This is a genomic window from Massilia jejuensis (genome assembly GCF_042656795.1).
Lineage (GTDB): Bacteria > Pseudomonadota > Gammaproteobacteria > Burkholderiales > Burkholderiaceae_D > Telluria > Telluria jejuensis.
Genome location: NZ_JBHSMS010000087.1, coordinates 13,334 through 37,887, shown reverse-complemented (window position 1 = coordinate 37,887; position 24,554 = coordinate 13,334). Strand labels below are relative to the sequence as shown.

23 protein-coding genes are annotated in these 24,554 nt (G+C 67.1%); 14 read left to right on the top strand and 9 right to left on the bottom strand.

From position 1 onward, the window contains the following. Positions 1-24: 24 nt before the first annotated feature. Positions 25-1,167 (bottom strand): TRAP transporter substrate-binding protein, encoded by a 1,143-nt coding sequence (locus tag ACFPOU_RS23435; protein WP_379727431.1) that lies wholly within the window; start codon positions 1,165-1,167, stop codon positions 25-27. Between the two features lie 290 nt (positions 1,168-1,457). Here ACFPOU_RS23435 and ACFPOU_RS23430 point away from each other — a divergent pair, with 290 nt between their 5' ends. Then, positions 1,458-2,369, top strand: a complete 912-nt coding sequence (locus ACFPOU_RS23430) for a LysR substrate-binding domain-containing protein (RefSeq protein ID WP_379727428.1) — start codon at positions 1,458-1,460, stop codon at positions 2,367-2,369. Between the two features lie 50 nt (positions 2,370-2,419). Here ACFPOU_RS23430 and ACFPOU_RS23425 read toward each other — a convergent pair whose 3' ends face one another. Then, a complete protein-coding gene (locus tag ACFPOU_RS23425; protein ID WP_379727426.1) occupies positions 2,420-3,121 on the bottom strand; it encodes a pirin family protein in 702 nt (233 codons plus the stop codon). A gap of 269 nt (positions 3,122-3,390) precedes the next feature. Further along, positions 3,391-4,191 (bottom strand): ferritin-like domain-containing protein, encoded by an 801-nt coding sequence (locus tag ACFPOU_RS23420; protein ID WP_379727423.1) that lies wholly within the window; start codon positions 4,189-4,191, stop codon positions 3,391-3,393. Positions 4,192-4,464: 273 nt separating this feature from the next. On the opposite strand from ACFPOU_RS23420, the gene ACFPOU_RS23415 reads away from it, so the two are divergent. The 3 genes from ACFPOU_RS23415 to ACFPOU_RS23405 all read left to right on the top strand — a co-directional run bounded on the left by ACFPOU_RS23415 (position 4,465) and on the right by ACFPOU_RS23405 (position 8,829). Further along, positions 4,465-5,856, top strand: coding sequence for an APC family permease (locus ACFPOU_RS23415; RefSeq protein ID WP_379727420.1), 1,392 nt, complete (start codon positions 4,465-4,467; stop codon positions 5,854-5,856). 31 nt (positions 5,857-5,887) lie between these two features. After that, positions 5,888-6,478: an SAM-dependent methyltransferase gene (locus ACFPOU_RS23410; protein ID WP_379727417.1), complete on the top strand. Its 591-nt coding sequence runs from the start codon at positions 5,888-5,890 to the stop codon at positions 6,476-6,478. Positions 6,479-6,627: 149 nt separating this feature from the next. Next, positions 6,628-8,829, top strand: coding sequence for an NADP-dependent malic enzyme (locus tag ACFPOU_RS23405; protein ID WP_379727414.1), 2,202 nt, complete (start codon positions 6,628-6,630; stop codon positions 8,827-8,829). Between the two features lie 97 nt (positions 8,830-8,926). Here ACFPOU_RS23405 and ACFPOU_RS23400 read toward each other — a convergent pair whose 3' ends face one another. Both ACFPOU_RS23400 and ACFPOU_RS23395 read right to left on the bottom strand, forming a co-directional pair. Further along, positions 8,927-9,340, bottom strand: coding sequence for a hypothetical protein (locus ACFPOU_RS23400; protein ID WP_379727411.1), 414 nt, complete (start codon positions 9,338-9,340; stop codon positions 8,927-8,929). Positions 9,341-9,501: 161 nt separating this feature from the next. Continuing rightward, positions 9,502-10,776 carry a sialidase family protein gene (locus tag ACFPOU_RS23395; protein ID WP_379727408.1) on the bottom strand — a complete coding sequence of 425 codons (1,275 nt, stop codon included), beginning with the start codon at positions 10,774-10,776 and terminating at the stop codon, positions 9,502-9,504. A gap of 345 nt (positions 10,777-11,121) precedes the next feature. Between ACFPOU_RS23395 and ACFPOU_RS23390 the strand changes: the two genes are divergently transcribed. From ACFPOU_RS23390 to ACFPOU_RS23370, 5 genes are all read left to right on the top strand, one after another. Next, positions 11,122-12,096, top strand: coding sequence for a tripartite tricarboxylate transporter substrate binding protein BugD (locus ACFPOU_RS23390; RefSeq protein ID WP_379727405.1), 975 nt, complete (start codon positions 11,122-11,124; stop codon positions 12,094-12,096). A gap of 154 nt (positions 12,097-12,250) precedes the next feature. Next, complete coding sequence (locus tag ACFPOU_RS23385) at positions 12,251-12,712, top strand: tripartite tricarboxylate transporter TctB family protein (RefSeq protein WP_379727402.1); 462 nt, start codon at positions 12,251-12,253, stop codon at positions 12,710-12,712. 9 nt (positions 12,713-12,721) lie between these two features. Beyond that, positions 12,722-14,224 (top strand): tripartite tricarboxylate transporter permease, encoded by a 1,503-nt coding sequence (locus ACFPOU_RS23380; protein WP_379727399.1) that lies wholly within the window; start codon positions 12,722-12,724, stop codon positions 14,222-14,224. 297 nt (positions 14,225-14,521) lie between these two features. After that, the gene (locus ACFPOU_RS23375) at positions 14,522-15,613 is read left to right on the top strand and encodes a porin (RefSeq protein ID WP_379727396.1); all 1,092 of its coding nucleotides are present in this window, start codon (positions 14,522-14,524) and stop codon (positions 15,611-15,613) included. Between the two features lie 82 nt (positions 15,614-15,695). Then, positions 15,696-16,154, top strand: a complete 459-nt coding sequence (locus ACFPOU_RS23370; RefSeq protein WP_379727393.1) for a PaaI family thioesterase — start codon at positions 15,696-15,698, stop codon at positions 16,152-16,154. Between the two features lie 21 nt (positions 16,155-16,175). On the opposite strand, the gene ACFPOU_RS23365 is transcribed toward ACFPOU_RS23370, so the two are convergent. Together ACFPOU_RS23365 and ACFPOU_RS23360 are read right to left on the bottom strand one after the other, a co-directional pair. Then, positions 16,176-16,586 (bottom strand): hypothetical protein, encoded by a 411-nt coding sequence (locus tag ACFPOU_RS23365; RefSeq protein ID WP_379727390.1) that lies wholly within the window; start codon positions 16,584-16,586, stop codon positions 16,176-16,178. A 271-nt stretch (positions 16,587-16,857) separates the two neighbouring features. Next, positions 16,858-17,676 (bottom strand): IclR family transcriptional regulator, encoded by an 819-nt coding sequence (locus ACFPOU_RS23360; protein WP_379727387.1) that lies wholly within the window; start codon positions 17,674-17,676, stop codon positions 16,858-16,860. Between the two features lie 524 nt (positions 17,677-18,200). Between ACFPOU_RS23360 and ACFPOU_RS23355 the strand changes: the two genes are divergently transcribed. From ACFPOU_RS23355 to ACFPOU_RS23335, 5 genes are all read left to right on the top strand, one after another. Then, a complete protein-coding gene (locus tag ACFPOU_RS23355; RefSeq protein ID WP_379727384.1) occupies positions 18,201-19,064 on the top strand; it encodes a branched-chain amino acid ABC transporter permease in 864 nt (287 codons plus the stop codon). Continuing rightward, entirely contained in the window at positions 19,064-20,089 is a 1,026-nt protein-coding gene (locus ACFPOU_RS23350) for a branched-chain amino acid ABC transporter permease (RefSeq protein ID WP_379727381.1), read from the top strand. The genes ACFPOU_RS23355 and ACFPOU_RS23350 overlap by 1 nt, the downstream gene beginning before the upstream one ends. Further along, on the top strand, positions 20,082-20,846 hold the full coding sequence (locus ACFPOU_RS23345; protein WP_379727378.1) for an ABC transporter ATP-binding protein: 765 nt from the start codon (positions 20,082-20,084) through the stop codon (positions 20,844-20,846). Before ACFPOU_RS23350 ends, ACFPOU_RS23345 begins: the two co-directional genes overlap by 8 nt. Further along, positions 20,833-21,540: an ABC transporter ATP-binding protein gene (locus ACFPOU_RS23340; protein WP_379727375.1), complete on the top strand. Its 708-nt coding sequence runs from the start codon at positions 20,833-20,835 to the stop codon at positions 21,538-21,540. The genes ACFPOU_RS23345 and ACFPOU_RS23340 overlap by 14 nt, the downstream gene beginning before the upstream one ends. A gap of 63 nt (positions 21,541-21,603) precedes the next feature. Beyond that, positions 21,604-22,785: an ABC transporter substrate-binding protein gene (locus tag ACFPOU_RS23335; RefSeq protein WP_379727372.1), complete on the top strand. Its 1,182-nt coding sequence runs from the start codon at positions 21,604-21,606 to the stop codon at positions 22,783-22,785. Positions 22,786-22,811: 26 nt separating this feature from the next. Here ACFPOU_RS23335 and ACFPOU_RS23330 read toward each other — a convergent pair whose 3' ends face one another. Further along, positions 22,812-23,198: a CzcE family metal-binding protein gene (locus ACFPOU_RS23330; RefSeq protein ID WP_379727369.1), complete on the bottom strand. Its 387-nt coding sequence runs from the start codon at positions 23,196-23,198 to the stop codon at positions 22,812-22,814. 137 nt (positions 23,199-23,335) lie between these two features. Then, entirely contained in the window at positions 23,336-24,541 is a 1,206-nt protein-coding gene (locus tag ACFPOU_RS23325) for a CaiB/BaiF CoA transferase family protein (protein ID WP_379727366.1), read from the bottom strand. Between the last annotated feature and the right edge of the window lie 13 nt (positions 24,542-24,554).

Sequence of the window (24,554 nt, the reverse complement as noted above, 5' to 3'; positions counted from 1 at the left end):
AACCGCACTGCCGCGATCGCGGACTTACGCCTTCTTCGGCGGCGCCTTGCGCCCGAAGTAGTGGTTGTAGGCCATGCGGCGCGGGTTGTTGGTGTCCATGTCCCACTTCATCGCCCGCTCGGCAAAAGCACGCATCGAGGCTTCCACCTTCTTGAACAGCGCATTCCCGGCGCCCTTCTTGGCGACCACCTCGTCCCACACGGCCAGCTGCGCCTGCAGCAGCGCGTCCGGCGTCTTGTAGAACTTGACGCCTTGCGTGGCCTGCATGTCGCGGTAGTCCTTCGAATAGCGGTCGACGGCCTTCCAGGACATGTCGGCCGATGCCGCCTCGACCGCGTTTTCGATGATCGCCTTCAGCTTGGCCGGCAGCGCGTTGTACTTGGTCTTGTTGAAGGTGATCTCGAACTGTTCCGAGCTCTGGTGGAAGCTTTGCAGCATGCAGACCTTGGACACGTCGGGAAAGCCGAGCAGCCGGTCCGAGCTGGCGTTGTTGAATTCGGCGCCGTCGAGCAGGCCGCGGTCCATGGCCGGCACGATCTCGCCGGCGGGCAGCGCGTTCACCGCCGCGCCCATGGTCGTGAACAGGTCGATCGCCAGGCCGTTGGTGCGGAACTTCATGCCCTTCAGGTCTTCCTTCTTGCTGATCGGCTTCTTGAACCAGCCCAGCGGCTGGGTCGGCATCGGCCCGGTCAGGAAGGACACCACGTTGGCGCCGATGCCGTCGTACAGCTCGGCCAGCAAGGCCTTGCCGCCGCCGTACTTGTGCCAGGCCAGGACCATGTTGGCGTCCATGCCGTAGGCCGGGCCGGACGTCCAGAGCGCGATCGCGCTCTGCTTGCCGTAGTTGTAGCCCATGACGCCATGGCCGCCGTCGAGCGTGCCTTTCGAGACCGCGTCGAGCAGGCCGAAGGCGGGCACCACCGCGCCGGCGGGCAAGACCTCGATGCGCAGTTCGCCGCCAGTCATGTCGTTGACCTTCTTGGCGAAATCGAGCGCGTATTCGTGGAAGATGTCCTTGCTCGGCCAGGTGCTCTGGAAGCGCATCCTGGCCGGGGCCTGCGCGGTGGCGACCATCGGAAAGGCCAGTGCGGTGCCGGCCGCCGCGCTGCCCAGGAACTTGCGGCGGGTGGCGGCGGGCTGCTTCGGTGCTTTGTCATCCTTCTTCATGCTCATGTCTCCTGTCTGGGTTCTTATACGCGGACTGAATCGATACATGCACGTTCTGGCTTCAAGCGGACTCACCAGCTAAAAGCCGGTACTTCATCCGGCAGGATGTGCCTGTTTCCTTACGGATTTCTTACACCGGGCTTACGCCGGGTATTGTCGCTTTGTTATAGATCAAAAAATCTGCCGCTTATCGGGATGATCAATTGATTGCCGTCAATTATTGTGCTTTCAGGGCGAACGCTGCGGTGGCGGGCGTAGAATGCGGGTCGACGCTTTCACTCCCTGCCCGCATGCTCAAACTCAGCCTGGACGCCCTGCTCACCGTCGACGCCATCGCCCGCCGCGGCTCCTTCGCGGCCGCCGCCAGGGAATTGTTCCGGGTGCCCTCGACGATTTCCTACACGGTCGCGAAACTGGAGGACGACCTCGGCGTGCAGCTGTTCGAGCGTTTCGGCCCGCGCGTGGAACTGACCGGCGCCGGCGCCGAGCTGCTCAAGGAAGGCCGCTACCTGCTCAAAGCCGCCGGCGACCTGGAACGGCGCGTGCGCCGCGTGGCATCGGGCTGGGAAACCGAATTTACGCTCGCCATCGATTCGATGCTCTCGCCCGGCGCGCTGATGGACGACATCGCGGCCTTCTGCGCCGTGGCCGACCAGACCCGCCTGCGCCTGGTAAAGGAGGAATTGTCGGGAACCTGGGAAGCGCTGCTCGACCGCCGCGCCGACCTGCTGGTGGGGGCGGCCGGCAGCGGGCCGCCGGGCGGCGGCTACACGGCCGAGGCGGTCGGCACCCTCTCGTTCGTGTTCGTGGTGGCGCCCATGCATCCGCTGGCAAGCATCACGGGTTCGCTCTCGAAGGCGGACCTGGCCGCGCACCGCGCGGTCGCCGTGGCCGACTCGGCGCGCCGGCTGGAGGCGCGCACCGTCGGCCTCCTGTTCGGCCAGGACACGCTAACGGTGCCGGACATGCAGACCAAGTACGATTTCCAGCGCGCCGGCCTGGGCTTCGGCTTCCTGCCGGCGGCCTGGGTCGCCGACGATGTCGCGCAGGGCCGCCTGGTGGCCAAGGACGTCGATGAGCCCAAACCCGACGAGACGCTGTATCTCGGCTGGCGCACCGGCGAGGAAGGCGCGGCGCTCGCGTGGTGGCGCGCGCGTCTGCGCGACGGCGCGGCAGTGCGGCGCATGGCGACGGCGCGCTAGGCGGGCGCTACGGTAGCGCGTCCGCACCCGCCCTGCCCTGAAACGGCCGCTCAGCGCGGCAGGTCGAACAGCAGCACTTCCGCGTTCTCGGCGCCGCTCAGGCGCACCTGCGCCTCGTCGTCGATGCGCACCGCGTCGCCGGCTTTCAGGGCCACGCCGTTCACGCTCAGCGCGCCGAGCGCCACGTGCACATACGCGGTCCGGCCCTGGCGCAGCGGGAAGCCGACATCGTCGCCGCCGTGCAGGATCGCGGCATGGATCGACGCATCCTGGCGGATCGACACCGAGCCGTCGACGCCGTCGGGCGAGGCGATCACCCGCAGGCGGCCGGTTTTCGAGGCCGCGTCGAAATGCTTCTCCTCGTAGCCGGCCGGCGCGCCCACTTCGTTCGGCTGGATCCAGATCTGCAGGAAATGCACCGGCTCGGTACGCGAATGATTGAATTCGCTGTGCACCACGCCCCTGCCGGCGCTCATGCGCTGGACGTCGCCGTGGCGCAGTACCGACCCGTTGCCCATGCTGTCCTTGTGTTCGAGCGCACCCTCGAGCACATACGAGATGATTTCCATGTCGCGGTGGCCGTGCGAATCGAAACCGCGGCCGGCGGCCACGCGGTCTTCGTTGATGACGCGCAGCGGACCGACGCCCATGTGCGCCGGGTCCTGGTAGTGGCCGAACGAAAAGGTATGCCTTGAATCGAGCCAGCCGAAGTCGGCCACGCCGCGCTCCTCGCTCTTACGTACTTTCAACATGATGGGTTCCTTCTGTGAGCGGCCGTTCGAACGATTCGAATATCGGCGCCGGCCCGGCGTCGGCTGCGTTTCCCGCTTGCCGTCCCCGCCCGGCGCCTGCCGTCCCGTGCATGAATCCCATTATGCGCGTGCCAGCCGGGAACAAAAAGCGAGTTGTTTGCAGGACTGTCGTCGAAATTTTCGAACGCCCGTCCGGGCGCCTCTTCCGGGTTGAGCGCGCGCACGGTGCGGCGCTCGACGTGCGCGTGCCGGGGTGCGTGGGATGCGCGTCAGGCAAAGCGCGCCAGTTCCTCTTCGCTGAAACCGGCGCGGCGGCGCGCGTCGAGGTTGAACGGGCCTTTCAGTACCGGCGCCCGGTACTGGACGACGAGCGCGTCGTAGGTCGCGCGCAGCGGCAGGCCGCGCGCCTCGCACAGGAAGCCGTACCAGCGGTTGCCGATCTCGACGTGCCCGACTTCGTCGCGCAGGATGATGTCGAGGATGGCGGCGGCCGCCAGGTCGCCCGCCTGGGCAATCTTCGCGCGCAGCGGCGGAATCGCATCGAGTCCGCGCGCCTCCAGCGTGCGCGGCACCAGCGCCATGCGCGCCAGGACGTCGTCCCGCGTGTTCTCGACCATCTCCCACAGGCTGTCGTGGGCGCTGAAATCGCCGTAGGCATGGCCGAGCGTGGCCAGGTGGCCGGCCAGCAGCGTGAAGTGGTCGGCCTCTTCCTTCGATACCCGCAGCCAGTCCGTGTAATACGCATGCGGCATGCCGGGAAAGCGCCACAGGGCGTCGAGCGCCAGGTTGACGGCGTTGAATTCGATGTGCGCCAATGCGTGCACCAGCATGGCGCGGCCCTCGACGGTGGCCATCGAGCGGCGCCCGACCTGGCGCGGCGCGACCAGCACGGGACGCGCCGGCCGGCCGGGAATGGCCTCGTGGTGCGGGTGCACGGCGGCACTGTCGAGCCGAAGCGCGCCGCCGGCGAAGGCGTGCGCCATGGCGGCCACGCCCGCGGCCTTGGCCGATGGATCGGTTTCCAGCAGCCAGCGCAAGGCCTGGGCGCGCAGTTCAAGCGCTTGGGACATGGGAAATGTGATTGTGGTTAATGTCGGCAGTGTAGCAAATCAACGTGCATGCCGGACGCGCCCCTGCCGGCCGCGGCGAAAGCCGGGACACTTTATCGGTCCCCTTATCGGTCCCCTTATCGGTCCCCTTATCGGGAACCAAACTCGGCTCGGCAGCGTCGAACCCCGGACGTGGATGACCGGCCGGCGACAGCCGAGGTCAGGCGAAGGGCCGCGCCTGCAGGTGAACCGTCCTCGCCCCCCCCCACGCGAACGACCAGGAGCGTACGTGCCATGGACTCAAGCGAACGACAGGCGCATGTTGCAGCGGGCGTGGCCGCGGGCCCGCAGCCCCTGCTCGGCCTGCGCGAGGCGGTCGCGCTGATCGTCGGCGTCGTCATCGGCGCCGGCATCTTCAAGGCGCCGGCCATCGTCGCCGGCCTGTCCGGCAGCGCCGAGGGCATGTTCGGCATGTGGATCCTGGGCGGCCTGGTGTCGCTGGCCGGCGCCCTGTGCTATGCCGAACTGGCCACCTCCTGCGCCCATCCCGGCGGCGACTACCATTTCCTGCGCCGCGCCTACGGGCGCACGGTCGCCTTCCTGTTCGGCTGGGCGCGTTTTTCCGTGATCACCACCGGCTCCATCGCCCTGCTCGCCTTCGTGTTCGGCGACTACATGCAGCAAGCCTGGCCCGTGCCCGGCCTGTCCCCCGCCTGGGGGCCGCTCGCCTACGCCGGCGGCGCGATCGGCCTGCTTGCGCTGGTCAACCTGCGCGGCCTGCGCAGCGGCGCCGCCGCCCAGCGCTGGCTCACGCTGGCCGAAGTCGGTGGCCTGCTGCTGCTGGCCGTGGCCGCCGCCACCTTCGCCGGCCCCGGCCCGGCCCCGCCCCCGCCCGCCGCGGCCGGCTCCGTCTCCTTCGGCATGGCCATGGTCTTCGTGCTGCTCACCTACGGCGGCTGGAACGAGGCAGCCTATATCAGCGCCGAGGTTCGCGGCGGACCGCAGGGCATCGTGCGCGCCCTGACGCTGTCGATCCTGATCATCACCGTGCTCTACCTGCTCGTCACCTGGGCCTGCTGGAAGACGCTCGGCCTGCAGGGCATGGCCGCTTCGACCACGCTGGCCGCCGACGTCATGCGCAAGACCTTCGGCAGCGGGGGCGAAAAGCTGATGGCGCTGCTGGTGGCCGTCTCGGCGCTCACCTCGATCAACGCGACCATGATCGTCGGCGCGCGCTCGGGCTATGCCATGGGCTGCGACTGGCGCCGCCTGCGCCGGCTCGGGCGCTGGGACGGCCAGCCCGGCACGCCGGCGGTGGCGATGCTGGTGCAGGGCCTGGCCGCCCTGCTGCTGGTCGGACTGGGCGGGCTGTTCGGCGGCGGCTTCCAGGCCATGGTCGAATTCACGGCGCCCGTGTTCTGGCTGTTCTTCCTGCTGGCCGGCCTGTCGCTGTTCGTGCTGCGCCGGCGCGAACCCGCCCTAGCCCGCCCCTACAAGGTGCCCCTGTTCCCGCTCCTGCCGCTGCTGTTCTGCGCCACCTGCGCCTGGATGCCGTGGTCGAGCCTTTCCTATGTATACAGCCAGTCGCTCGGCGGCCTGAACGCCGCCTGGGTCGGCGTGGCCGTGCTGGCGGCCGGGCTGCCGCTGCTGCCCTGGCTGGGCAGGCAGCCCGAGCCCGGCGCCTGATCCGCTCAACCAACCCACAAGGAGCATGCCGATGAAATCCCTCCCCCGCCGCCAGGCCCTGGTCACGCTCGGCGCCGGCGCCGCCGGCCTGCTGCTGGCGCATGCACGCCTGCTTGCCCAGCCCGCCGCCGCGCCGCCGCCGCTCGACGTGCCCTACGTGCCGACACCGCAGCCAGTGGTCGAGCGCATGCTGCAACTGGCGAAGGTCGGCAGGAAGGACGTGCTGTACGACCTCGGTTGCGGCGACGGGCGCATCGTGGTGACGGCGGCGAAGTTCCACGGCGCGCGCGGCACCGGCATCGACCTCGACCCCGAACGCATCGCCGAGGCGCGCAGGAACGCCGAGCAGGCCGGCGTGGCGAACCGGGTCGACTTCCGGGTGGCCGACCTCTTCGAAACCGATGTCTCGGCCGCTTCGGTGGTGACGCTCTACCTGCTGCCCAACGTGAACGCGCGCCTGCGCCCGCGCCTCTGGAAGCAGCTCAAGGTCGGCGCGCGCGTGGTTTCCCACGCCTTCGACATGGGACCGGAGTGGCCGCACGAAAAGACCGAGCGCGTCGACGGCCGCACGATCCACTACTGGACCATCCGGCCGGCCCACAAGCGGGCGGACGTGCGCTGAACCGGGCGACGCCGCAGAACTCGCCAGGCGCAGGATCGGGCGCGATCACGTATGATGAGCCCACACCCACCGGCCATCGGCCGCCTGCGCGCTCCGTACCCGCTCGAGCGCATTCGGCGCGGCGCCGACGGCCCTGCAAAGGAGACCACATGAGCACCGAGAGCAACCAGGAAGAGCCGCGCGATACCCAGCTGCGCGCCGACGCGCTCGACTACCACCGCAGTCCGACCCGCGGCAAGATCGAGGTCGTGGCCACCAAGCCGCTGTCGAACCAGCGCGACCTGTCGCTCGCTTATTCGCCGGGCGTGGCCTATGCCTGCGAAGAGATCGCAGCCGACCCCGCCATGGCCGCCGAGTACACTTCGCGCGGCAACCTGGTGGCCGTCATCACCAACGGTACCGCCGTGCTCGGCCTGGGCAACATCGGGCCGCTGGCCGCGAAGCCGGTCATGGAAGGCAAGGGCTGCCTGTTCAAGAAATTCGCCGGCGTCGACGTGTTCGACCTCGAGCTCGACGAGATGGATCCCGACAAGCTGGTCGACGCCATCGCGATGCTGGAACCCACCGTCGGCGGCATCAACCTCGAAGACATCAAGGCGCCCGAGTGCTTCTACATCGAGAAGCAGCTGCGCGAACGCATGAACATCCCGGTCTTCCACGACGACCAGCATGGCACGGCCATCATCTCCAGCGCCGCCCTGATGAATGCGCTGAAGGTGGTCGGCAAGGACATCGGCCGGGTGAAACTGGCCGCCAGCGGCGCCGGCGCGGCGGCCATTGCCTGCCTCGACATGATGGTGAGCCTGGGCGTCAAGCGCGAGCACATCTACGTGGCCGATTCGAAAGGCGTCATCTACCGCGGCCGCGAAGCCGACATGGAGGCGAACAAGGCGCGCTATGCCCAGGAGATCGGCGCGCGCACGCTGGCCGACATCGTGCAGGGCGCCGACGTCTTCCTCGGCTGCTCGACGGCGGGCGTGCTCTCGGCCGCGATGGTCAGGACCATGGCCGAGCGCCCGGTGATCCTGGCGCTGGCCAATCCGGAGCCGGAGATCCGGCCGGAAGTGGCGCGCGCGGCGCGGCCCGACTGCATCGTCGCCACCGGCCGTTCGGACTATCCGAACCAGGTCAACAACGTGCTCTGCTTTCCCTACATCTTCCGCGGCGCGCTCGACTGTGGCGCCACGCGCATCACCGAGGCGATGAAGCTGGCCTGCGTGACGGCGATCGCGGAACTGGCCGAAGCCGAGGCGAACGACGCCGTGGCCGCGGCCTACGCGGGCGACGACCTGCGCTTCGGCCCCGACTACATCATTCCGAAACCCTTCGACCCGCGCCTGATGGCGGCCATCGCTCCGGCCGTCGCCAGGGCCGCCGAGGAGTCGGGCGTGGCCGCGCGCCCGATCACCGACATGGCGGCCTACCGCGAGCGCCTGGCCGAGATGATCTACCATACGGGCTTCTTCATGAAGCCGGTGTTCGCCAAGGCCAAGGCCAGGCCGCGCCGCGTGGCCTATGCCGAGGCCGGGGACGCGCGCGTGCTGCGCGCGGTGCAGACCGTGGTCGACGGCGGCCTGGCGCAGCCGGTACTGATCGGCCGCGCCGCCGAGGTCGGCGCGGCCATCGAGCATAACGGCCTGCGCCTGCGCGAAGGCGTCGACTACACCCTGGTCGAGGCCGAGGGCGACACGACCCTGCAGGGCACGCGGCTGCTGGCGCGCGCCGAGGTCGACGCCCTCATCTGCGGCATGCGCGGCAGCTACGACAGCCACCTGGTGCACGTGAAGGACGTGATCGGCATGGCGCCCGGCGCCACCGTGCTGGCGGCGATGAACGCCCTCGTGCTCGACAAGCTGACCCTGTTCATCACCGACACCTATGTCAACGACAGCCCCTCGGCCGAGGAACTGGCGGCCATCACGCGCCTGGCCGCGGCCGAGCTGCGCCAGTTCGGGCTGGAGCCGAAAGTGGCCCTGCTGTCGCATTCGAATGCCGGCTCCTCCGAGCGTCCCTCGGCGCGCAAGATGCGCGAGGCGCGCGCGCTGCTGGGCGCGCTCGACCCCGCGCTGTGCGTGATCGGCGAGGTGCACGGCGACGCCGCCCTGTCCGAAGACATCCGGCGCCTGTACCAGCCCGAAGGCGGCTTTGCCGGCAGCGCCAACCTGCTGGTGATGCCCTCGCTGGACGCGGCCAACATCGCCTTCAATATCCTGAAGGTGTCCTCGGGCAAGGGCGTCACGGTCGGACCGATCCTGCTCGGCGCGGCCAAGCCGGTGCACATACTCAGTCCGAGCGCGACGGTGCGCAGGATCGTCAACATGACGGCACTGGCGGTGGCCGGCGTGCGCTGAGGGCGCGCCGCCGGACCTGTCGGCTTCGCCGCGGTAACGCCTTGCCGGCGCCTGGTCTTGCGCGCCGGGCTGCGCCGCGCAGCCTGGCGCGCCCCCTTTAAGCGTGGTGCGTCCGGGAGTGCAGGCGATAGCCGGCCGGGCTGGCCATGTACAGGTAGCCGAACAGGGCGGCGAAACCGAGGTTCAGGATCACGTTGAGCCAGGCGGTATCGGGCACCGTCTCGACCATGAGCTGGCGATACAGCGTGATCACGAAGCCAAGGGTGAAGGCGACCAGGTTGCCGATCAGGACGTAGTGGATTTCCGCCATGTCCGGGGCGCGGCTGGCGGCAAAATTCATGATGGCGAAAGCGGTGAGCAGGGAACCGCACAGCATGGCCATGCCGCGCCCGGCGTTGTTGAGACCTTCCGCGCCGTAGGCACGCATGAGGGCGTCCGGTCCGAACATCAGCGCGATACCGAACACGACGCCGACAAAGGCGGCGAGCCTGAGGATGAGGCGATGGTTCATCATTTCCTCCTGTTGATTCAAGATGAGCGGCGGGCCGCGCAAACCGCGCGGCGGGACGATGCCGCGAGCCCCGCACCATCAGCTTAGGCGAGAATCCGCGCGATACAAGGCCTGCGCCGCGGCGGGCGCGCGCACGGGCGGCGGCCGGGCCGTGCGGGCCGTCAGCGCGCCCGCATCAGCCATACCCGGCTGCGCCGGCCGGGCACCAGGCTGCTGTTGACGAGCGCGATCCTGCCGTCGAACGCGACGGCCAGCTTCGAGCCCAGCAAGCCCTGCTGGCTGCCGTTGGCGCCGCCGGCAGGCGCCTCGCTGCCGGGCACCGTGGCGGGCGCGGAAAAACTGCGTCCGCCATCGCGCGAGACGGCGATGCCGAGCGAGCGCGGACGCCCCCCGTTGCCCATGTTTTCCCAGGCCGCGACAAGGACGCCGCGCCCGTCGCCGGCCAGCGTCGGATAGGCAGCCGCGGCGCGCGCCGGCCCGTTCGAGAGCGTGCGTGCCGGCCTAAAAGGCGCGCCGGGGGCGGCGCGCGCATACCGCACGGCGCCGCCCTGCGCGTAGACCAGGTGCAGGCTGCCTGCGCCGTCGGCGGCGAGCCGCGGCGCATCGGCGGCGCCCGCGCCGCCGCCGACCTGCAGCGGCGGCCCGAAGCTGGCGCCCCGGTCGCGCGAACGGGCGACGCGGATGGCTGCCCGCGGGTCTTCGCCCACGCTCCAGGCCAGGTGGACGGCGCCGTTCGGGCCGAGGGCCAGCGCCGGCGCGCGGGCCGGCCGCGCCTGGTCGCCCGCGATGCGGCGCGGCGCGGAAAAGCTGGCGCCGCGGTCGAACGAGCGCGCCATCCACAATGCGCCATGGTATTCGGTCCAGGCCGCGAACACGGCGCCGTCGGCGCCGATGGCGAGATCGAGGCTGCCGTTCGACCAGGCATCGCGGGCGAGCCGCCCCTTGCCGTCGCCGCCGGTCGAGCGCGACAGGTTGAGCGGCGTGGAGAAGTCCTTGCCGTGCTCGTCCGAGCAGGCGAACAGGATGTCGCCGCCGTGCGAGCCTCCCGAAAAAACGATTTCCTGCCACAGCAGGCACAGGCGCCCGGGACGGCCTGGGTCGGCGGCGATGCGCGGCAGCCAGGAAAAGGTGGCGGGACTGCGCGAAACGTTGACCGGCGCGCCCGGCCGGCCGTCTTTCGCAACGCCGCGCAGCCAGACGTCCCTGCTCTTCTGGTCGACCCAGGCCACGGCCAGGCTGCCGTCGCGGGCGAAGGCGACGCTGGCGTCGTCGACGTAGTCGTAGTACGAATCGTTCTGGCGCCAGGGGCCCCTGGCGCCGCGCCCGATTGCGATCTCGACCGGTTCTTCCCAGGCCGGCGCGGCAGCGGACGGCGCGCCGGCCGCGGGTAAAACGGCTGCTGCAAGAAAAAAAGCGAAGCGGCGTGCGCGCTGCATGGCGACCTCCCCGGCGCCAGCCTGGCACCGCTGGCGGCAAGCCGGCGCCCGCCGCGTGCGGTGCGCGCGCCGTCCATGGCCAGGTCGGATTAATATGGATGAGCAGGGACCGGCGCCCCGCATGTCGCTCTCCTTACCCAATAAGGATAAGTATAACGCGGCATGCAATTGCGGTTTTCCCTTAGTTGCACAACCGTCTATTTGCTGGTACAACCAAGCCTGCGTACATACCTGATGACTGACGACCGGGCACGGCGCGGTTCGTGCGGACACGATCAGCCAAGTTTGCGTGCGTCAGATGGACGGTTGGGCATAACTTATAAACAAGAGACCAAGGACTACACCATGAAAATCACCCTGATGCGCGCCGCCGCCTGCCTGGCATTGTTCGGCAGCGCGATGGCGCATGCACAGACCTACCCCACCAAGACGATCACCATGATCGTGCCTTTCGCGGCCGGCGGCCCGACCGACACGGTGGCGCGCCTGGTGGCGCAGTCGATGGGCACCAAGCTCAAGCAGCAGATCATCATCGAGAACGTCGGCGGCGCCGGCGGCACCATCGGCGCCGCGCGCGTCGCCAAGGCCGCGCCGGACGGCTACACGCTGTTCCTGCACCACATCGGCCATGCCACCGCGCCTTCGCTGTACCGCAAGCTCAGCTACAACGCGATCGACAGCTTCGAGCCGATCGGCCTGGTCACCGACGTGCCGATGACGATCGTCGCGCGCAAGGACTTCCCGGCCAAGGACTTCAAGGAATTCCTCGCCTATGTCAAGGCCAACAAGGACAAGGTCACCTACGCCAACGCAGGTGTCGGTTCGGCCTCGCACCTGTGCGGCATGCTGTTCATGAGCGCCGCCGGCACCGACCTGACCACCGTGCCGTACAAGGGCACCGGCCCGGCCATGAACGACCTGCTCGGCGGCCAGGTGGACTTCATGTGCGACCAGACCACCAACACCACCAGCCAGATCAAGAGCGGCAAGATCAAGGCCTACGGCGTCACCACCAAGGCACGCCTGCCGTTCATGAAGGAACTGCCGACCCTGGCCGAATCGGGCCTGCCGAACTTCGAAGTGACGGTCTGGCACGGCCTGTACGCGCCGAAAGGCACGCCCAAGCCGATCGTCGACACCCTCGCCGGCGCGCTCCAGACGGCGCTCAAGGATCCTGCCGTCACCCAGCGTTTCGCCGACCTCGGCACCGAGCCGGTCGCCGAAAAGCGCGCCACGCCGGAAGCGCTGCGCACCCACGTCAAGTCCGAGATCGAGCGCTGGTCGCCGATCATCACCAAGGCCGGCGTCTACGCCGACTAAGCCAGGAAACAGCGCATGGCGGAGCCGCCGCGGGAGCGTTCTCCCGTGGCGGCTCCGCCATGCGTGCGGCCAGGTGGACGATCTCGCCCTGCCTGCCGCAATGACCAAGTACTCGACCGGACATAGTATTTAATAAGAAGCAAAGGAGCGCGCAGTGCCATCATTCATTCGCCATCCAAAGGATTTTTGGACTGGCTGCATCTTTCTGTTCTTCGGCCTGGCCGCCATCATCATCGGTCTCGAATACCCGATGGGCAGCGCCGGCCGCATGGGGCCAGCCTATTTCCCGTCCGTCCTCGGCGGCTTGCTCGCCCTGGTGGGCCTGGTGGGCGTGATCCGCTCCTTCCTGCGTCCCGGCGAGGCGATCGGCAAGTTCCACCTCAAGGAATTGTTCCTGGTCCTGCTCGCCGTGCTCCTGTTCGGCTTCCTGATGCGCAGGGCCGGCCTGGTGCCGGCGGTGCTGGTCCTGGTCTTGCTCGCTGCCTATGCGAGCCCCAAGTTCACCTGGAAAGCGAACCTGATCCTGGCCGTCGGCCTGGCCGCGTTTGCCGTCATCGTGTTCGTCAAGCTGCTTGGCTTGCCGATGCCTATCTTCGGCCCCTGGTTCGGCTTTTAAGAAAACAACATGGAAATCCTTGCTAATCTCGGACTCGGCCTGGAAACGGCCTTTACCCTCACCAACCTCGCGTACTGCCTGATCGGCGTCTTCGTCGGCACCGCGGTCGGCGTGCTGCCGGGCCTGGGCCCGATCGCCACCATCGCCATGCTGCTGCCGGCCACTTTCGGCCTGCCGCCGGTGTCGGCACTGATCATGCTCTCGGGCATTTACTACGGCGCCCAGTACGGGGGCTCGACCACCGCCATCCTGGTCAACCTGCCTGGGGAATCCTCGTCGGTCGTGACGGCCATCGACGGCTACCAGATGGCGCGCAACGGCCATGCCGGCAAGGCGCTCGCCACCGCGGCGCTGGGCTCGTTCTTCGCCGGCACCGTCGCCACTGTCCTGCTGGCCCTGTTCGCGCCGCCGCTGGCCGACCTGGCCCTGAAATTCGGCCCTGCCGAATACTTCGCCCTGATGGTGCTGGGCCTGGTGGCCTCGGTCGTGCTGGCCAGCGGTTCGTTGCTCAACGCGATCGGCATGGTGATCCTCGGTCTGCTGCTGGGCCTGGTCGGTACCGACGTCAACTCGGGCCTGGCGCGCTATACCTTCGACCTGCCGGAACTGGCCGACGGCGTGAACTTCGTGATCGTGGCGATGGGCATGTTCGGCATCGGCGAAATCATCCGCAACCTCGAACACGACGAGTCGCGCACGGTGATGATGAAGAAGGTCAAGGGCCTGATGCTGACCAAGGACGACTTCAAGCGCATCATCGCGCCGGTCCTGCGCGGCACCGCGCTCGGTTCGGCCCTCGGCATCCTGCCGGGCGGCGGCGCCATGCTGGCTTCGTTCGCGTCGTACTCGATCGAGAAGAAGATCTCGAAGAACTCGGCCATGTTCGGCAAGGGCGCGATCGAGGGCGTGGCCGCGCCCGAGGCGGCCAACAACGCCGGCGCCCAGACTTCGTTCATCCCGATGCTGACCCTCGGCATTCCGTCGAACCCGGTCATGGCGCTGATGATCGGCGCGATGATCATCCAGGGCATCCAGCCGGGTCCGGCCGTGATGACCGAACAGCCCGCGCTGTTCTGGGGCCTGATCGTCTCGATGTGGTTCGGTAACCTGTTCCTGGTCGTGCTGAACCTGCCGATGATCGGCCTCTGGGTCAAGATGATCACCGTGCCTTACCACCGCCTGTATCCGGCCATCCTGATGTTCTGCTCGATCGGCGTGTTCAGCCTGAACAACAACGAGTTCGACGTCTGGCTGATGGCCCTGTTCGGCCTGTTCGGCTACATCTGCGCGAAGCTGGGCGCGGAACCGGCGCCGATGCTGCTCGGCTACATCATCGGCCCGATGATGGAAGAGTACCTGCGCCGCGCGCTGCTGCTTTCGCACAGCGACCCGATGGTCTTCGTCACCCGTCCGATCAGCGCCACCATGCTCGGCCTGGCCGCTGCCGCGATGATCGTCGTGCTCTTGCCTTCGCTGCGCAAGAAGCGCGAAGAAGCCTTCCACGAAGAGTAAGTCGACAGACACCCCCGGCACGCCCGGGGGTGTTTCCTTACGCCTGGCGCAGCGCTCGCGTGCACCAACCGGACGCAAACGTCCAGATCTATCGCATCCCGAACAACACTTCCGCGCGAAATCGCACAAACACCTCGCAAGTCGCACGAAGTCGTTGACAATATTGACTCTAGAAAATACAGTTTCATTATAGATGGCACAGTTCCACTAAGAGAAACGCCGCCGCTATACACCGCACTATTGCCGTCCGGCTTCGTCGAAGCCGGAGCATCTCTAAAACCAGGAGACCGCATTAATATGAAGAAGACCATCCTTGCAATGGCCGTGCTCGCTGCATGCATGTCGACCGCTTCGGCGCAGACCAGCATCACCATCTACGGCATCGTCGATGCCGGCATCACCCATGTGACCAATGACGGCCCGGTCGGCGACCGCACGACGGTCGAGGCTGGCCAGCTGCAAGTCTCGCGCTGGGGCTTCAAGGGCACCGAAGACCTGGGCGGCGGCATGAAGGCCCGCTTCGGTCTCGAAGGCACCCTGTTCAACGATACCGGCGCGGCCGGCGTTTCCACCGGCGCCACCCCGACCACCGCCCTGTTCGATCGCGAAGCCACCGTCGGTCTGAGCGGCGCCTTCGGTTCGATCGACCTCGGCCGCCAGAACATCCTCGGCATCGGTTCGGTCGGCCTGGCCGACCCGATGGGCCTGTCGTTCGCGGCCACCAGCCCGAACGTGCTCTTCGGCGGCATGAACAACTCGCTGGTCTACGGCGCCTACGGCGCCAACGGCAGCGGCAGCGCCCTGCGCCAGAGTAACTCGGTCAAGTACGTCTCGCCGACCTTCAGCGGACTCGGCTTCGCCGTGATGCGCGCCTTCGGCGAACAGGGCAACGGCATCCAGAAGAGCTCCTACCAGGGCGCCTCGGTGTTCTACAACGCAGGCCCGTTCGGCGCAGCCGGCGCCTACGCCCGCATGAAGAACAATCTCGACACCGACTTGCTGACCTCCTACGGCATCGGCGTGAAGTACAGCCTGCCGCAGGCCGTCATCAAGGGCACCTACGTCGCCAACAGGTTCGACGTCAGCAACCGCAAGATCTCCGTGCTCGGCGTCGGTGTCGACGTGCCGGTCGCGCCAGCCCTGACGCTGACCGTCGCCGCCTACAACACCAAGCGCTACGGCGATTTCGGTCCCGACGAGGACTCGCAGCAGTACCACCTGATCGGCAAGTACGCGCTGAGCAAGCGCACCGTGGCGTACACCGCCTACAGCCGCGCCAACACCAGCAACGTCGTCACCGCGACCGGGATCAACCTGGCCCAGGGTGTCGTGGCCGTCGGCAGCGACCAGGCCAACCGCTTCACGGTCGGCGTGATGCACATGTTCTAATGGTTCGACGTGTGAATCGTGTAGGATGAACACAGCGGCGGCCCCTGGGCCGCCGTTTTTTATTGCGCAGGACGGTGGAAATATGACACGACAAGATGACGACGCCGGCGAGGTCCCGGCAGGATTCGAGCGGCTCAAGCGCGGCGGCCCGTTCATGGCCGGCATGGGCTTCCTGTATTGCCGCCGCGATGCCGGCAAGATCGTGATCGCGATGCGCATCGACGCCCGCCACACGAACATGCGCGGCATTGCCCATGGCGGCATGCTCGCCAGCCTGGCCGACTCGGCCCTGGGACTGGGATTGACGCTGTCCTGCGAGGGACGCAATTCCTTCGTGACGGTCAACCTCAGCACCGATTTCATCGACGCCGCCCGCCCCGGCGACTGGGCCGAGGCCCACGTCCACATCGGCCGCATCGGCGCGCGCATCGCCTTCGCCGATTGCGAGCTGCGGGTCGGCGACAAGCGCATCCTGCGCGCCAGCGGCGTGTTCGCGGTGATGAAGGCGCTCACGGCCGCCCAGCTCGACGCCGGCTACTGATCGCGTCCCCGCCAGGCGCGCTCAGCGCTGGCAGCTCAGGCGCAGTATGTCGTGCTCGCGCGCGCTGATCCGCAGCGGCTCGCCGCGCCCGCAGCGGTAGACAACGACCAGGCGCTTCGGCGCGCCGACGAGCGGATCGCCGCAGAGCCCGTTATCGACGCGCACCATGCCGCCGTTGCGCTCGACCGCCATCCGCACCGCCTGGCGCGCGTCGCATGCCTGGCCGCGCGCGCCGTATTCGGCATCCTCGATGTACAGGCGGTCCCAGCGATGCCCGCGGTCGCCGCCGACGTGGGCGGCGCGCAGTCCGGCCGCATACCCGTCATCGTAGCCACGGCGGTATTCCATGCTCTGGGCAAGCGCGGCGCCGGACGCGGCGGTCAGGGCCGCGACGGCGGCGAGGCGGACGAAGGTTTGCCGGGCTGGGTTCATGTCATTCTCCTGATCTGGTCCGCCATGCCGGCCCGGCACCGAATCCGGCCGAGCTCGTGGGCGTACGCATAGTGTGGCAACGAACAGCGGCAAAAGCTGTAGCGCGCGGTAAGAGAAGTTTCAATTTGTAAGCCGCAGACCGACAACATACCCCTGGTGTCAGGTCTGACATTCGGACATGATCTCGACAATACCGTCGTGGCGGAGCGCCCGGCACCCGCTACCCGGGCCGCGCCGTCCGCGTGCCGCCGCCAGCCGCCATCGCCGCGGCCTAGGATTCGAGCCGCGCAGCGATGTCGATCAGGCGCGGCCTCACTTCCTCGAGCAAGAATTTCTCCGATACGCTCGACGACGGGCCGCCGCAGTTGATCGACATGAGCTGGCTGCCGCCGATCGGATAGAAACCGACCGCGATGCCGTTGACGTCCTTCTGCCACTCCCCGAACGACGTGGTGCAGCCGTACTGCGCGTAGTCGCGCGTGCCGCGCTCGATGGCGGCGAGCACGGCCTCGTAGGCCATTTCGTCGAGTTCCTGGTAGCGGGCGAGGATTTCCTTGCGCTCCTGCTCGCTGGCCCTGACCAGGTAGGCGCGCCCGATGGCCGATACCGCCAGCGGCATGCGCGAGCCGACCTGCAGCGCCAGGGCCAGGGCGGCCGTGCTGCGGCAGACTTCGATATAGATCATCGAGAGCCGGTCGCGCACCGCGATCGACACCGTGGTGCCGGAAAATTCGGCCAGTTCCTGCATCATCGGGCGCGCCAGCTGGCGGATGTCGAGGCGCGCCAGCATCGCGCTGCCCAGGCCCAGCGTGGCCGTACCGAGGACATAGCGCCCCCCGCTTTCCTGCACCAGGTAGCCCAGGCGCGTGAGGGTGTAGGTGAAGCGGGTGACGGTCGACTTCGGCAAGCCGCAGCGTTCGGCGATCTGGTGGTTGGTCAAGCCCTTGTCGGCCGACCGGAAGCAGGACAGCACCTCGAGGCCGCGCGCCAGCGCCGTGATGAAATAGCGCTCTTCGTTCTTGCGCGACGGGTCGAGAAGGTCGGTGCCTTCAATCTCGTCGCCAGTCGTATTCGTATCGCTCGTTTGCATGGACTTAACCCCGGTCTGGACGTGAAGGAGACGAGCCGGCTTGCCTTCTGCAAAGAGGCTTTGCCGGGAAACGCAAGGCATGGCACACTGGTCTTGCTTTAATGACGGACGAGTTGCATTCGTGCATTCCGTTTTGATCCCGATCGGCCCCGCGTTTTGCGCCCTTTGCGGTTCGTCAACAAAACATTGCCACTCATCTCAAAGTATCGTATCCTTTTTTTGTTCCATTTTACACCCCTGAGTTTCACGTAGCAAAACCAAAATCGCTGAAATCCCGGGCACGCCCCATCGGCGCGCCCATTCCGAGGAGTCGCATGTTCATACACCATGTGTTGGCGAAGTCGAAAGCGGGCCGCCCCGCCCGCGCCGCTATCCGCGGCCATACCCTCTCCTGCCTCGATCCCGTCCGCTTGTCCGTCCGCTTTCTCGTCCACTTCACGCCACGAGGTGCGCCCATGCAGTAGCGCGCCTTGTCCGCAGCATCCAAAACATAGAACGATCACACCATTCATGGAGACACGATTTTGGAGCTTTTCCTGCAACAAGTACTGAACGGGCTGACCCTTGGAGGGGTCTACAGCCTGGTCGCACTGGGGCTGACCCTGGTCTACGGCATCCTGCACGTGCCGAACTTCGCCCATGGCGCCTTCTACATGGCCGGCGCCTACGCGGCCTTCTTCATCATGACCAAGCTCGGCCTGAACTACTGGTGGGGCATGCTGGGAGCCGCCGTCATCGTCGCCCTGATCTCGGTGCTCTCCGAGCGCCTGGTCTTCCATCCGCTGCGTAACGCGCCCTACCTGCACCACATGATCGCGTCGATCGGTATCCTGCTGTTCCTGGAAGCGGGCGCCCAGGCCATCTGGGGCGCCGACTTCCACCGCATGGACACGCCCTACAACCAGCTGCTCGAACTGGGCGGCCTGACCCTGCCGGGCCAGCGCCTCCTGATCATCGCCGCGGCCTTCCTGCTGGTCGCGCTGTTGCAGCTGTTCCTGAAAAAGACCGTGACCGGCGCCACCATCGTCGCCATGGCGCAGAACCGCGAAGGCGCGGCCCTGGTCGGCATCGACGCCACCCGTGTCGCGATGCTCACCTTCGCCATTGCCGGCGCCCTGGCCGGCGTGGCCGCCGTGCTGTATGCGCCGATCAACCTGGTCTATACGTCGATGGGCAACCTGGTCATCACCAAGGCTTTCGTCATCATCGTGCTGGGCGGGATGGGCAGCGTGCCGGGCGCCATCGTCGGCGGCCTGATCATCGGCTTTGCCGAAGCCTTCGGCGCCTTCTACATTTCGACCGACTACAAGGACATCATCGCCTTCGCCTTGCTGGTGCTGATCCTGTCGGTGCGTCCCCAGGGCCTGTTCGCGAAGGGAGCCCACTGATGAAATTTTTGAACCCGACCGTCGGCTGGAGCCTGCTGCTCGTGCTCGCCATCGCCTTCCCTTTCCTGGCCGGTAACGACTACCACCTGACCGTGATGTCGACCGCCTATATCTATGCCATCGCCACGATCGGCCTGAACCTGATCACGGGCTACACCGGCCAGTTCAACCTGGCCCACAGCGGCTTCATGGCCGTCGGCGCCTATACGGTGGGCATCCTGACGGTCGACCACAACGTGCCGTTCTGGGTCGCGTTCGCGCTTTCCGGCGTGTTCGCGGCCTTCCTCGGTTTCTTCGTGGGGCTGGTGTCGCTGCGCCTGAAGACCCATTTCTTCTCGATCTTCACGCTCTGCGTCGGCTACATCATGTATCTCCTGATCGAGAAATGGGAAAGCCTCACCCACGGCACGGTCGGCATCATCGGCATCCCGGCGCCGCCGAGCATCGGCAGCATCGACTTCACCGACCCCCGCCCGCAGTACTACCTGGTGCTGTTCTTCCTCGTCGCCAGCCTCTGGATCATGCACCGCATCGTGCGCTCGCTGCTGGGCCGCACCTTCATGGCGATCCGCAACGGCGACGACCTGGCCCAGGCGCTCGGCATCAACCTGATGCGCAACAAGCTGCTCGCCTTCATGCTGTCCGTGTTCTTCTCCGGCCTGGCCGGCGGCCTGTACGCGGGCTTCGTGCGCTTCATCGGTCCCGGCGTGGCCAGCGTCGAGCATACCTTCGACATGACGATGTACATGCTCGTCGGCGGCATCGGCACCCTGCTCGGCCCCCTGCTCGGTGCGATCGGCATGCCCTGGCTGACCCAGTACCTGCAGGTGCTGCAGGACTACCGCTTCGTGGTCTTCGGCCCGGTGCTGGTGCTGCTGGTGATCTTCCTGCCCTACGGGATCGTCGGCACCTGGATGAACCGCAAGCGCAGGAAGGAAGCCCTCGCGGCCCAGGCGGCGGTGGCCGCCGCGGCGCCCCGCGACCTGTCTCCCATCAGCGGCGCGAAAGGAGCGACCCATGCTTGAAATCGATTCGCTCACCAAGCGCTTCGGCGGCCTGGCGGCCGTCAACGACGTCAGCGTGCAGTTCGCGCGCGGCACGATCAACGCCATCATCGGGCCGAACGGCGCCGGCAAGACCACCTTCTTCAACCTGGTCAGCGGGGCGATCGCGCCGAGCGCCGGCCGCGTGACCTTCGACGGGCGCGACGTGACCGGACTGCGTGCCGACCAGGTGGCCAGGCTGGGCATGGGCCGCACCTTCCAGAGCACGACCCTGTTCAACACCGCCACCGTGCTCGACAACCTGATCGTCGGCCACCGCCTGCGCACCCAGTCGGGCCTGCTCGACGTCCTGCTCGGCAGCAAGCGCCTGAAGAACGAAGAGCGCGTCTGCCGCGAAAAGGCGCGCGCGGCGCTCGACTTCGTGGGCCTGTCGCACATCGAGAACCGCATCGCCGGCGACATCTCGCAGGAAGAACGCAAACGGGTCGCCTTCGCGCTGGCGCTCTCGACCGACCCGACCCTGCTGCTGCTCGACGAACCGGCCGGCGGCGTCAATCCCGAGGAAACCGTGGGCCTGGCGGCCCTGATCCGCAAGATGGCCGCCAGCGGCCTGACGATCTGCCTGATCGAACACAAGATGGACATGATCATGAACCTGGCCGACAAGATCCTGGTACTCAATTACGGCGAGAAGATCGCGGAAGGCACGCCGAGCGAAATCCGCGCCAACCCGGTCGTCATCGAAGCCTACCTGGGGAGCGAACATGCTGCGGCTTGACAAGGTATCGCTTTCCTATGGCAGTTTCCGCGCCCTGCACGACGTCTCGATCCACGCGGACGAAGGCGAACTGGTGGTCCTGCTCGGTTCTAACGGCGCGGGAAAAAGCTCGATCTTCCTCACCATGAGCGGCCTGCAGCGCGCCAGCACCGGCAGCATCCGCTTCGGCACCCGCGAACTGGTGGGCCGCAAGCCCTCGCAGATCGTGGCCGACGGCCTCGTGCATTGCCCGGAAGGCCGCAAGCTCTTTCCCGGCATGTCGGTGCTGAAGAACCTGACGCTGGGCGCCTACGTACACCGGCGCGACAGCAAGGGCACGCAGCGCTCGCTCGCCGAAGTGTTCGAACTGTTCCCGATCCTCGACGAGAAGAAGGACATGCCGGCCGGCTCGCTCTCCGGCGGCCAGCAGCAGATGGTGGCGATCGGCCGCGCGCTGATGGGCCGGCCGAAAGCGCTGCTGCTCGACGAACCGTCGCTCGGGCTGGCGCCGCTGGTCGTCAAGCAGATGTTCGAAATCATCGCGCGCATCAACCAGGCCGGCACCACCGTCCTGCTGGCCGAGCAGAACGCGTATGCGGCCCTGAACATCGCCAGCCGCGCCTACGTGATCGAGCAAGGCCACATCGTGATGGAAGGCGGCCGCGAGGAGTTACTGAATAACGCGCAAGTGCGAAAAGCGTATATCGGCGCATAGATGCCGACCCACCGAAGCACCCACTGAAGCACCCACAAGAAGTCAATTTCAGGAGACACAAAGATGAACGTGCAAGCCAAGTTTTCCCGCCGTACCGTGCTGGCCGCAGCGGCCGCCACCCTCGCCTTCGCCGCCGGCGGCGTGCAAGCGCAGGAAGTGATCAAGATCGGCTACTCCGGGCCCCTGTCCGGCGGCGCGGCCCTGTATGGCAAGAACGTGTTGAGCGGCATGGAAATGGCCGCCGCCGAAATCAATGCCAAGCCGCTGAGCATCGGCGGCAAGAACTACAAGGTCGAGATCGTTGCCCTGGACGACAAGTACAACCCGGCCGAGACCGGCATCAACGTCCAGCGCCTGGTGCAGCAGCACAAGACCGCGGCCGTGCTGGTGCCGCACTCGGGCGGCATCTTCGCGGTCCAGGGCATGAACGAGAAGGCGAACATGCTGCTGCTGGCCTATACCAGCCTGCCGCAGGTGACCGAGCGCGGCAACAAGCTCACGATCCGCATCCCGCCTGATTTCACCGGCTACATCGCTCCCTTCACCAAGGCCATGATGAGCAAGCACGGCAAGAACGTCGCCATGGTGCAGGCCGACCACGACTATGCGAAAGCCTGGTCCGCCGCCTTCAAGCCAGCCTGGGAAGCGGCCGGCGGCAAGGTGGTCGCGGAAAATCCGATGTCCTACAACAAGGCCACCGACTTCTACAGCGGCGTCTCGCGCGCGATGCAGTCGAAACCGGACGTCCTGTTCATCGGCGGCGCTTCCGAACCGACCGCACTGGTCGCCAAGCAGGCGCGCGAACTGGGCTTCAAGGGCGGCTTCATCATCCTGGACCAGGCCAAGATCGACGAAATGGCCAAGGTCGTCGGCGGCCTGGGTCCATTGGAAGGCTCGATCGGCGTGATGCCGCTGGCCAACGACGAGCGTCCGGAAGCGGTGGCATTCACCCAGCGCTACCGCAAGCTCAACCCGGGCAAGGATCCGAGCACCGAGATCAGCCTGAACTACTCGGCCGTGCACGCGACCGTGGCTGCCATGAAACTGGCGAACACCACGACCGACGCCACCGCGATCCGCGCCCAGATGGAAAAAGCCTTCACCACCCTGCCGCCGGCCTACAACCCGAACGACATCGACGGCCTGGACAGCAAAGGCGGCACGATCGCCAATACCATCCTCGGCACCGTCGAGGGCGGCAAGATCAAGGGACAGTTCTTGCGCGCCCTGAACGCCGGTAAATAATCCGCCAAGCAAGCAGCTTGCCGGACTCAGCGTGCCCGCTGGCCTCCCCGGCCCGCGGGCACGCTGTCGTTGAAGTCCGCGCGGATCGTATAACGCGGATCGGGCGCGACGTACACCAGCACTTCGTGCCCGAGCGCGCCGGCCGGGGCCACCTGGGACAGGTCGAAGACCTGGACCAGCGGGCTGGTATCGAAGGACCAGGCGAATTCCTGGCCGCCCATCTGGAACCGGACGACGTCGCCGCCGGTGACATTGACGTGCCCGGTGGCGGGCGTCAGGGTGACGATGCGGTTGGCGGCCGCCGGCGGCACCGGCGTGCCGAGCAGGTCGGCGCGCGGCGTGACCGCCGTTGCCGACATGCAGGCCGTCAGCAGCGTGGTGGCGACGGCCGCGACAAGAGGATGAGTTGACATGATGCGCTCCAATAAATGAACAGGCCACGATTCACTGTAGGACGCGCAGGGCTGGAATAGAAGCGCGACAGCGGGAAATAATTTCGCTTGTTGGCGCTGGGTAAGGACAGGCGCGACGACGTGCCGGCGGTCCACGCCTACACCACGCCGCGCTCCTTCAAGCCCCGCAACGTCTCCTCCGACAAGCCCAGCAAATCGCCCAGCACCTGGCGCGTTCCTTCCCCCAGCGTCGGCGGCGCCGCGCGCACCGGCAAGCGTTCGCCATCGAACCGGTAGGGCGAGGCCATCACGTCGACATGGCCCGCCACCGGGTGCGGCAGGCGCGTCACCAGTCCGGAATCGACCGCCCGCGACGAGGTCATCGCTTCGTACAGCCCCGCCACTTCGCCGCAGGGAATGCCGACCCGCGCCATCTGCTCCAGCAAGTCCTTGCGCTTGCGCTTGAACACTTCCGCGCGCAGCGCCGGCGCCAGTTCCTCGCGGTGCTTGGTGCGCTCGAGATTGGTCTTGAAACGCGGATCGGCGGCGATGTCCGGCCGCGCGATCACGTCGGTGCAAAAGCGCAGGAACTGGCTGTTGTTACCGACCGCGATCACCAGCGGCCCGTCCTCGGCCTCGTACACCCCGTACGGCATGATCGACGGATGCGCATTGCCATAGCGTGGAGGATCATCGCCGCGCAGCAATGCTTCCAGCCCGTAATAGGCCGTGATCATCAGGCCGCAGTCGAACAGGGCCATGCCGATGTGGCGTCCGAGCCCGGTCCGTTCGCGGTCGTACAGCGCGGCGAGCACGCCTTGGGCGGCATACATCCCGGTCATCATGTCCACGGCGGCGACGCCGAATTTCAGCGGCGGCTGGGTCGGCTCGCCATTGAGCGCCATCAGGCCGGCCTCGCCCTGGATCACGAGATCGTAGCCGGGACGCGCCGCTTCCGGGCCGGTGCGGTCGTAGCCGGTGATCGAGCAGTAGATGAGGCCCGGCTGCCCTTCCTTCATCGCCTCGTAGCCGAGGCCCAGGCGCTCGATGTCGCCGAACTTGAAGTTCTGGATGACGACGTCGCTCTTGCGGATCAGGTCGCGCGCGATTTCCTGGCCTTCGGGCGTTTTCAGGTCGAGGCAGATGGACCGCTTGTTACGGTTGACGCTGTTGAAGTAGGCCGTCTCGGTGGCGCCCACGCGCACGCCCCAGTCGCGGGTATCGTCGCCGCGCACCGGGTGCTCGACCTTGATCACTTCGGCGCCGAGGTCGCCCAGCACCATCGCGCACCAGGGCCCGGCCAGCACCCGCGACAGGTCGAGGACGCGCACGCCGGCCAGCGGCAGGGAAGATTTGTTTGTCACGATGCGTCTCCTG